Source organism: Vibrio sp. 10N.247.310.24 (assembly GCF_041467175.1).
GTDB lineage: Bacteria > Pseudomonadota > Gammaproteobacteria > Enterobacterales > Vibrionaceae > Vibrio > Vibrio tasmaniensis_A.
This window is the reverse complement of record NZ_JBFSUD010000123.1, coordinates 1-8,597: the sequence shown is the minus strand read 5'-3', so window position 1 is coordinate 8,597 and position 8,597 is coordinate 1. Positions and strand designations below refer to the sequence as shown.

The window sequence follows — 8,597 nt, the reverse complement described above, 5'->3', positions numbered from 1 at the left end:
TAAACATTCTTTAAACACCATTTAAGCCTAGCGTTTTGAGCATTTACAGTTGTGCGCAATTTACTAGGCTTTGTTGTTCAAACGCCAAGGCTCGCTACAGTCGCTGCGGCTGGTGGTCCAACGGATCTAAAAGAAAAACTGCTGAAAGGTCACGATGGCTTTAAAGCGCACCTTGATGGTTACAACCAAGTGGATATGCTGACTGAGAAAGGTGAGTCAAACCGTAAAGAGATCTACTACTACGAACGAGACAAGCTGCAAGCGGTTCGAGTGGGAGATTGGAAAGCGCACTTCGTGGTACAGAATCACGGTTGGAGCGGTCCGAAAGAAGAACTCAATGCTCCGTTACTGTTCAACTTACGTCGTGACCCATACGAGCGAGCAGCTGAAGAATCAGGTATGTACTTGAAGTGGATGGGGCAGAAAATGTGGGCATTTGGTCCTGCTCAAGCCGCTATTCAGCAACACTTAGCAACCTTTGAAGAGTGGCCTCCCGTTACGCCTGAATCTCCGGCAGGGAAAACCGGCGGTGTGGGTAACTAGTTAAATATCATAAAAAATCCCGCTCACACTGAGCGGGATTTTTATTGGAATGCGTTTTAACGTTGGTTCTATTTCAGCGTGGTATTTCGTTCAATGAACTTCACTGGCACCATCAACTTAACCAAGCTCGTGTCTTGTTCTTGAATCTGACTAACCACAATTTTCACAGACTCACGTGCAAGGCGTCTGAAATCTTGCTTGAAGGTCGTGAGTTGATAGTTCAACCACTGAGTCTGCGGGATATCATCAAAACCGACCACTTGCAGATCTTCTGGAATACGCAGGTTGAACTCTAAGCGCGCCACATCCATCACTGCCATTGCTAGGTTATCTGTCGCACAGAAAATCGCTTGCGGGTGTGTTGGTTCTGAAAATAGGGCGCGAATAGTATCCAGTGAATCAAGGTAGTCATAATCAGCTTCAATAACACGAGCTTGTTTGCCCGTTAGGTCTTCGAATTCTGAGCAAAAGCCTGCCTCGCGTTCGCCGTTGGTGTAGGTCGGTACGTTACCGGTCAGGTAAACCGCTGATTTCGTTCCCACGCTATGAAAATGTTGAGCGGCAACTTGGCCTGCGGCGTAGTTGTCGCTCACCACATGGCTACTCTTAGTCCCTTCAACAACACGTGCGAACTGGACGATAGGGATGTCGAACTCTTCACATTCTTCATAAAGCGACTTATTGAATGTCGCAGAAGCCGCAATCACGCCATCAACTCGGTACTGGAAGATATTAGGAATAGAGTGGTTGTCGTTTCCATCAACTTGCCAAGGAATCAATACCGCAGAGTAACCCTGTTTTTGTAGCTCAGTGGAGATAAGCTGTAGGGTTTTCATATGGATAGGGTAGTCAGCGTCAGGAAAAACTAGGCCAATCAATTTGGATTCATTTGTCGTCAGACTGCGGGCAAAGGCATTCGGGCGATAATTCAACGATTTTGCTGCATCGAACACTTTCTGCTTGGTCTTTTCAGACACCGAACTGCCCGGTACAAATACGCGAGATACCGTTGATTGAGAAACGCCAGCCAGCTTAGCGACATCTTTAGAGGTGACGGTTGGCTTTGACGCCGTGGAGTGTTTTGGAGAGCTCATAGACCATACTTTTGAACCAAATTAACTGCGCACAGGATACCATAATTGGTACGTACTCATAAAGCAATAACAAGGAATGATATGAAAAATAAGGAATAATGACTATTTTGAATTTGATGTTGGGTATAACCCATTCTCAGTGTTGGTAAAAAAGTATGATTACAGAGACAGTGACTAAAAAGCTCTGCGTGAGAGCAGAGCTTTAGATTACAAGTTTACCCACAAATGGAGTGACATACCGCTAAGTCATTAGACTGTTAAGCCAAAAGCCAAAAGCCGCTAAGCCATAAGTCACTAGCCATTAGAAGTAGTAACGGATACCAGCTGCGAATTGGTCATCGCTATTCTCGTAATGGTTACCAACAGACTTGTCGTTGCCATTATCAAATTGGTATTCCGTCCAAACTAAGAACTTGTTCTTCTTAAAGTGGTACTCAAGGCCCGGGATAATTAGCTGACGCTCGTAGCCATTTGCGTTGTCGTCTGTGTCCGTTAAGTAGTTAACGTTAAAGGTTGGACGTAGACCATTTTCAAAGTGGTAGTAGGTGAAGAATTCAGCACCACGGTGGTCGTAGAATTCTGCTTTGCTGGTGGTTTCCCAGTTAGAACCTTGGCTGTAGGTGAAGCCAACAAACAGACCATTATTGGTGTAGTTCAAACCTAATAAACCGATGCGTTGTGTGTCGCCATCTTTGATGTTTTGAACTGTGCTATCCACATCATCAAACTCATTCTGATGGTACGCTAAGCCAATCGTTAGGCCATCCATAACGGTGTACAGCGTTGAAGCACCGATACCGTTTTTCAGCGTAACAGTATCTGAATTCGTTTGGTTGAATCTTGTTGATACAGCGACATCTTCACGAGTTGTTTGGTAAGTGAAGCCGTATTTCCAGTTGTCGTTAATGTTGTTGCGGTAAGTTATCGAGTTTTCAGCACGGCCTGTGCCTGATGAAATACCCCAGTCAGATAGGTTGTAGTAACCAGAACCACGTGAACCAAACACACGACCCATATCGGTAAACCAAGCCACATCGTAGAAGGTAGACCACTGCTTAGTACCTGCTGCGATCTTGCCGTATTTCTCGTGCTCGACGCCTGCGTATAGAAGTCGGTCGTAAATGTTATCGCCGTTAGCGCCCGAGTTATAACCCCATTCGGCATGGCCAAAGCCAGTCCAATCGTTGTCTAGTCCCATTTGACCTTTAAGGCCGAAACGAGAACTACCACTGTTCCATTCGCCATTATGATCGCCGCCCTTATCTTGGTAACGAACGTCGAAACGACCGTCTAAAGTAAGGCTATCGCCCGCGTCATTGGTAAAAGTGTGTGCAGCAAAAGCTGAACCTGATGTAAGTGCCGTCAGGATCACTGCAGAAAGTATCGACTTGTTCATTGTTGTTCTCTTTATTCAGGTCGCAGAAAGCCACCGTGCTTTCAAGCCCGTTATTAGTATTGGTTTGGCAGGATGTACCCCATCCATGAGGCACTATTTGATTCAATTATTGGTGGAGCAATTATTGACTGGTGAAGCAATTGATTGATGGAACATTGATTAGTTGGTGAAGCACTTGCTAGGCGCGAGAAGGAACGCCTAGCAAGTCATAGCAACCCAAATTAGATGTCGACTTAGGTTGCTACTGTTTGGTTTCTATCTTTTGGCTATTATCGCTAGGATTAAAGCGTTTCGATTACAGCGTTGGGTTCATGATGGTTGAAGTGCGCTCGAACACGTCTAGACCTTGTTGTTGTAGCCAGTAGGGAAGGTCGATAAGCACCCAGTTCTCAGACAGTTTGTCGCCGTCACGGTAGTAAACGTCAACCACTTGCATGTTTGCGCGTACTTCACCACCAGTCATACCAAGGAAGCCACCTGTTGGTGTGTTTGATAGGTTTGGCCAACCGAAGAAACAAGAGAAGTTACCTTCAGCGAAACGACAAACGTGACCGTTGAACTTCTTATCTTTCAGGTTGTTACGGAAAGGAAGTTGATGCTGTTGTTGGTAGCGAGGAATCGTGTAAGACGCGCCGATACCACATGGGCCGTACCAAATCATGTCTTTTGACCAGCTCTTCGCTAGTACTTCTGGTGGACAACCCATTGCGCCGCTGTCGTTTAGTGCAGAAAGGTCATCAACCATCTTGTTTACAAGAGCAAGAGTCGCAACGCCTTCTTCTGGAGCTGCATCTTCGAATAGCAGACCATCGTGATTACGTGGGCCAGGGTAAACGAAGTGCTTACCTGTTGATGGTGGAAGTGGGTAACAACCCGCTTGGTCCATCATGCCTAGAAGATCTAGGAACAGGCCTGTCTTTGTGATCTTGCCGTCAACAACACAGTTAAACTCTGCGTAGCGAACGTTCATGATTTTGCCAGTAGGGCGCATGCCTAGGTATTCAGCGTCGAATAGACCCATGAAGTGACCCATGCTCATTACCCAAATCTCCTCTGGGTTAACTTCGTTGTTACCGCCGATGAAGATATCTTGACGACGCTGCATGCGTGTCATTGATTTCATCATTGGAGCCCAGAATACGTCAGCCGCAGCTTGAGCGCCTTCTTGTTCGCGGAATGGGTAAACACCGCGCCATAAGTAATCTTCAGACGTGTGTGCTTTTAAAACTTCAGCAACGTTTTCGTGAGTAGCGTTTTCCATTGCGTCAAAGTAGTCACGAACAATGCGTTTAGCTTCTTGATATTTAGACATAATTAATTCTCGTTTTGTTGTCGAGTCAACATTCGGAACAGGACTCGATTTGGATTTTGTTACCGGCTGATTTATCAGCCGGATTGATGTTTATTTCGTGTCTTTAGAGGTTTCGACTAAAGGGGATTAAGCTTTTGCTGGTTCCGCTTTCTTGCTCTTGTCGAAAATGCCGCCTTTCAATGTTTCTGGTAGAGATAGCCACAGTAGACCAGCCAGAATCCATACGATTGGCGAGCCCCACATTGCTGTCGCAAGGTCGCTGCGCTCTTGGATGAATACCAACACCATTGGTGCCCACATGCCGATGATACGACCACCGTGGAACAGAGCTGCACCGAAGCTACGTAGGTGAGCTGGGAACAACTCAGAGAAGTAGCCACCCCATACCGCAGAAGCAGACAGACCGAAGTTGTAGATAAGGCCTAGGATAGCCAGCATGTTTAGGCTGCCGATCATCACGTCGCTTGGCGCAACGAAGAATACTGACGCCATGACACCCGCAAGAATGAAACCAAACGCGTTCACTTTACGGCCGTATTTGTCGGCGATTGCACCCCATACCCAAGCACCGAATAGAGAACCGAATGCTGAGATAGAGAAGATGATGCCGATAGTTGAACCGTCAAATTGGCGAACTTCTTTCAGGTACGTTGTCACGAAGCCTGAGAAGAATTGGTAGCCATAGAAGTTAAGGCCAGCCAGTAGTAGACAAGTGATGGTTAGCTTGCGGTAAGGCGCGCTTAGCATTTCACCCCAAGAACCTTTCTTCGCTGGTTTATTCGATGCTTCAGCCGCGGCTTGATCTTCTTCACCGTAAGCGATCACTTTCTTGTCGCTAGGCAGGATGAAGATCATCAGTGCAGCTGCAACTAGAGGAGGAATACCACCCACCCACATTAGGCTCTGCCAAGGTGCATCGATGCTAGAAATGAACGCCGCGTATGCACCCATTGCCATTAGGGCAACCGAGAACATCGAAGAAGCGAATGCCGTTAACTTACCGCGAACGCTTGGTGTGAACAGGCCGATCATCAGGCTTACTGCTACGGTGAAGTAGCCACCTAAAGAAATACCGATGATGAAACGCATTGCTGCCCACATCGCGTAGTCAGTAAACATCATGTTGATGATGGTTGCGCCACCGTTCAGTGCAGTGATGACAATAAGAGTCGATTTCTTACCAAAGTTTGATGCCACCCATGCACAGCTCAGAGCACCAATAAGTGCACCAACCGACTGCCATGTATAGAACTGAGCGGTATCCGCCAAGTTAATACCATCATACGCATCAACGATGTATGGGCGTACGTAGTCAATAATTACAAAGTTATAACAATAGAAAAAGTAGCCAACTAGAATTGCAAGATAAGCAGCTACCCTTTGAATCATAGGAACTTCGCTCATGTGTTTTTTAGTAGTCATGACCGATAAACCTTTATTTTTTATAGGGTGTTTTTAGTTTCGATTATTGTGTGGCGGTTATTGAATATCACCACACCATCTTCATTTCTGGAGAGATAATAGAATTTTTGTGGTTATTAGATCCGTGATCAAAGTCAATTTTAAAATGAGCGCGTACCCATTTTGTGTATTTTAGTGATCTTGATCTCATTAGATCGTCGTTTTGCGACTTTTTGGGCATTTAGAGTGTTTAATCATCTATCTTAGTGACAATACTCACACTTATTGTGGGTTTCTGAGGGAAAATATCCATTTTTGAGTACTATTGGCGGCGAATGAATTGCGAAATATAATAAACGGAATCTAAAAATGGTTACGTACTCAAGTTTTGTGGTTATTGCTTTGTATGTACTAACTACTCTATTTATCAGTTGCTTAGTGAATAAGCGTTATAGCGTTGGTGGCGATTTCTCAACGGGCGGAAAGCAATTTGGTTGGTTTACGGCAGGTGTGTCGATTCTTGCAACCTACATCAGTGCGATGACGTTCGTGGGTATGCCGGGTTGGGTTTATAGCTCAGGCATGGAAGCGATGAGCGTCCATTTGAATTACCCAATAGTGATCTTTTTTGCTGTGGTTTTCTTTGTCCCGGTGTTTTACAAACTCGGCCTGACTTCGATTTATGAATACCTAGAGCACCGCTTTGGCGTTGTTGCTCGCACGATCAACTCTATCGTGTTTATTGTGGTTCAGTGTATTTCGGCTGGGGTAATTTTGTATGCAGTTGCACTGATCTTGGTGCAAGTGTTGCCGGTGAGTATCTCCGAGGCGATCATCTACATCAGTTTGTTTACCGCTTTGTATACTTATGCGGGGGGTATCTCAACCGTCATATGGACAGACATGTTGCAGTCGGCGGTGCTGATCATAGGCAGCATTGCGATCTTTGTTTTATTGCTGATGAAGATTGATGCAGGTGAGGTGTTGTCTCCTGAACATCTGAATATCATCAACCTCGATTTCGACTTGGGTGTTGATACCACATTGTGGGCAGGTGTAGTGGCTGTGAGCTTCTTACATCTAAGTGTCTATGGCACTAACCAACTGATTATTCAAAGAACATTGGCGACTAAGAACGTTAAAACTGCACAAAAATCGATGTTGCTTTGTGGTTACGGCGCGTTCTTTATTTACCTGTTTTTCTCTGTAATGGGCGTTCTTCTGAGTGTCTTTTATCAAGACCAAAGCTTTGAAAACAGCAACGAAGTGATTCTCGATTTTGTGTTTAACCATACCAACCCAATCATTGTTGGTTTGGTGATTTCCGCACTCTCAGCAGCAGCGATGTCGACCTTGGATTCGACTTATAACTCAATGGCGACAGTCGCAACATTCGATTTCTACAAGCGCTTTTTCCGTAAGAAAGCCTCTGATGCACATTATGAATCGGTGGCAAGAAAAATGAGCCTTGTTGCTGCAGCGTCGGTTGTTGTTCCTGCATTACTGGCGGTTTCTAATGAATCAGTGCTTAAAACTATTGCTAGCCTGACCTCCATTTTTGTTGGTATTCGCCTTGGCTCTTTTATCCTGGGTTTGTTCTTTAAAAAGGCAAATGAGAAAGGGGTGATTGCAGGCAGTATTGGCAGTGTGGCCGTCGTATTCATCGCTAAATACAGCGGCATAGCTTGGCCTTGGTTTGCCTTGATTGGCACTGTGGTTTTCTTGGTGTTAGGCGTTGTTGTAAGCCGTTTCTGGGGAGAGGTGACCGAGCAACAAAGCGAATTTATTGCCAAGCAGAAGCATTTGTTCGCTAAGCCTACCGCGAGTCATTACGGCTTGTTGGTATTTGCTGTTGTGACGATTGCTGCTTGTACTGTTATCCCTGATTGGCTTTATGCCGCTCTTTCTTAATTGACCGATTTTTTACTGGTATATCTATGTTATCGATCTTTGATATCTACAAAATTGGTGTGGGACCATCGAGCTCTCACACCAACGGCCCAATGATTGCGGGTTTTCATTTCACACAATTAATCGCTGATAGAATCGCAGATGTGACGCGTGTTCAGGTGGATTTATACGGTTCTTTGTCATTGACTGGAATAGGGCATCACACTGACAGAGCAACCATCTTGGGTTTGCTTGGAAATAAGCCAGACACGATTAAGATCACCAGCGCTAATGAAGCGATGCGTCTTGCTATCAACAGTGGTGAAATGCAGCTGAGTGGCCATCACACCATTGGCTTCAATTATCAAACCGACATGCTATTCCACGAAGACAATCTGCCTTTGCATGAAAACGGCATGATGATTACAGCGTTTGACCAAAGCGGAAGCATAATTGTTGATGAAACTTACTATTCGATTGGCGGCGGTTTTATCGCAACCGCGGATGAACTGCAGAATGGCACTCAAACTCAATCGGTCGAAGTCACCTTCCCATTCAAAAATGCCGATGAAATGCTGCAACAAGCCGATAATAGCGGGATGAGCCTCGGTGGCATGATTCTAAAAAATGAAGCGGAGTTCGAAGGTTCTGACATTATTTCAGAAAAAGCCGATCAAATTTGGCGAGTAATGACTCGCTGCATGGAACGCGGATTTGAAACCGAAGGCATTCTTGATGGTGGTTTGAACGTGACTCGTCGTGCGCCAAACTTGTTGAAGAAGCTTGAAGCGAATGCGGCCGTTGAAAACGACCCAATGGAAATCATGGATTGGATTAACTTGTTTGCCTTTGCCGTGAGTGAGGAAAATGCGGCTGGTGGCCAAGTGGTGACATCACCAACTAATGGTGGCTTTGTTGCGTAATTAAATTTAAAGATAGAACAACCCCGTTTCGCGTATTT

Annotated in this window: 5 protein-coding genes and 2 pseudogenes; 3 read left to right on the top strand and 4 right to left on the bottom strand. The window is 45.4% G+C overall.

Annotated features, from left to right (window positions below):
* Window positions 1–99: 99 nt before the first annotated feature.
* Window positions 100–543 (top strand): annotated as a pseudogene (locus AB6E08_RS21895) (arylsulfatase); the annotation flags it as partial.
* A 68-nt stretch (window positions 544–611) separates the two neighbouring features.
* Here the strand turns inward: AB6E08_RS21895 and AB6E08_RS21890 are convergent.
* From AB6E08_RS21890 to AB6E08_RS21875, 4 genes are all read right to left on the bottom strand, one after another.
* Window positions 612–1,637: a LacI family DNA-binding transcriptional regulator gene (locus AB6E08_RS21890; protein ID WP_017105499.1), complete on the bottom strand. Its 1,026-nt coding sequence runs from the start codon at window positions 1,635–1,637 to the stop codon at window positions 612–614.
* Between the two features lie 301 nt (window positions 1,638–1,938).
* Window positions 1,939–3,033 (bottom strand): porin, encoded by a 1,095-nt coding sequence (locus tag AB6E08_RS21885; RefSeq protein ID WP_371709094.1) that lies wholly within the window; start codon window positions 3,031–3,033, stop codon window positions 1,939–1,941.
* A 295-nt stretch (window positions 3,034–3,328) separates the two neighbouring features.
* A complete protein-coding gene (locus tag AB6E08_RS21880; protein ID WP_371707931.1) occupies window positions 3,329–4,345 on the bottom strand; it encodes a nuclear transport factor 2 family protein in 1,017 nt (338 codons plus the stop codon).
* A 126-nt stretch (window positions 4,346–4,471) separates the two neighbouring features.
* Window positions 4,472–5,767 carry an MFS transporter gene (locus tag AB6E08_RS21875; RefSeq protein ID WP_371707930.1) on the bottom strand — a complete coding sequence of 432 codons (1,296 nt, stop codon included), beginning with the start codon at window positions 5,765–5,767 and terminating at the stop codon, window positions 4,472–4,474.
* A gap of 348 nt (window positions 5,768–6,115) precedes the next feature.
* Between AB6E08_RS21875 and AB6E08_RS21870 the strand changes: the two genes are divergently transcribed.
* Together AB6E08_RS21870 and AB6E08_RS21865 are read left to right on the top strand one after the other, a co-directional pair.
* The gene (locus tag AB6E08_RS21870) at window positions 6,116–7,657 is read left to right on the top strand and encodes a sodium:solute symporter family transporter (RefSeq protein WP_372067406.1); all 1,542 of its coding nucleotides are present in this window, start codon (window positions 6,116–6,118) and stop codon (window positions 7,655–7,657) included.
* A gap of 26 nt (window positions 7,658–7,683) precedes the next feature.
* Window positions 7,684–8,544 (top strand): annotated as a pseudogene (locus tag AB6E08_RS21865) (serine dehydratase beta chain); the annotation flags it as partial.
* Window positions 8,545–8,597 lie beyond the last annotated feature (53 nt).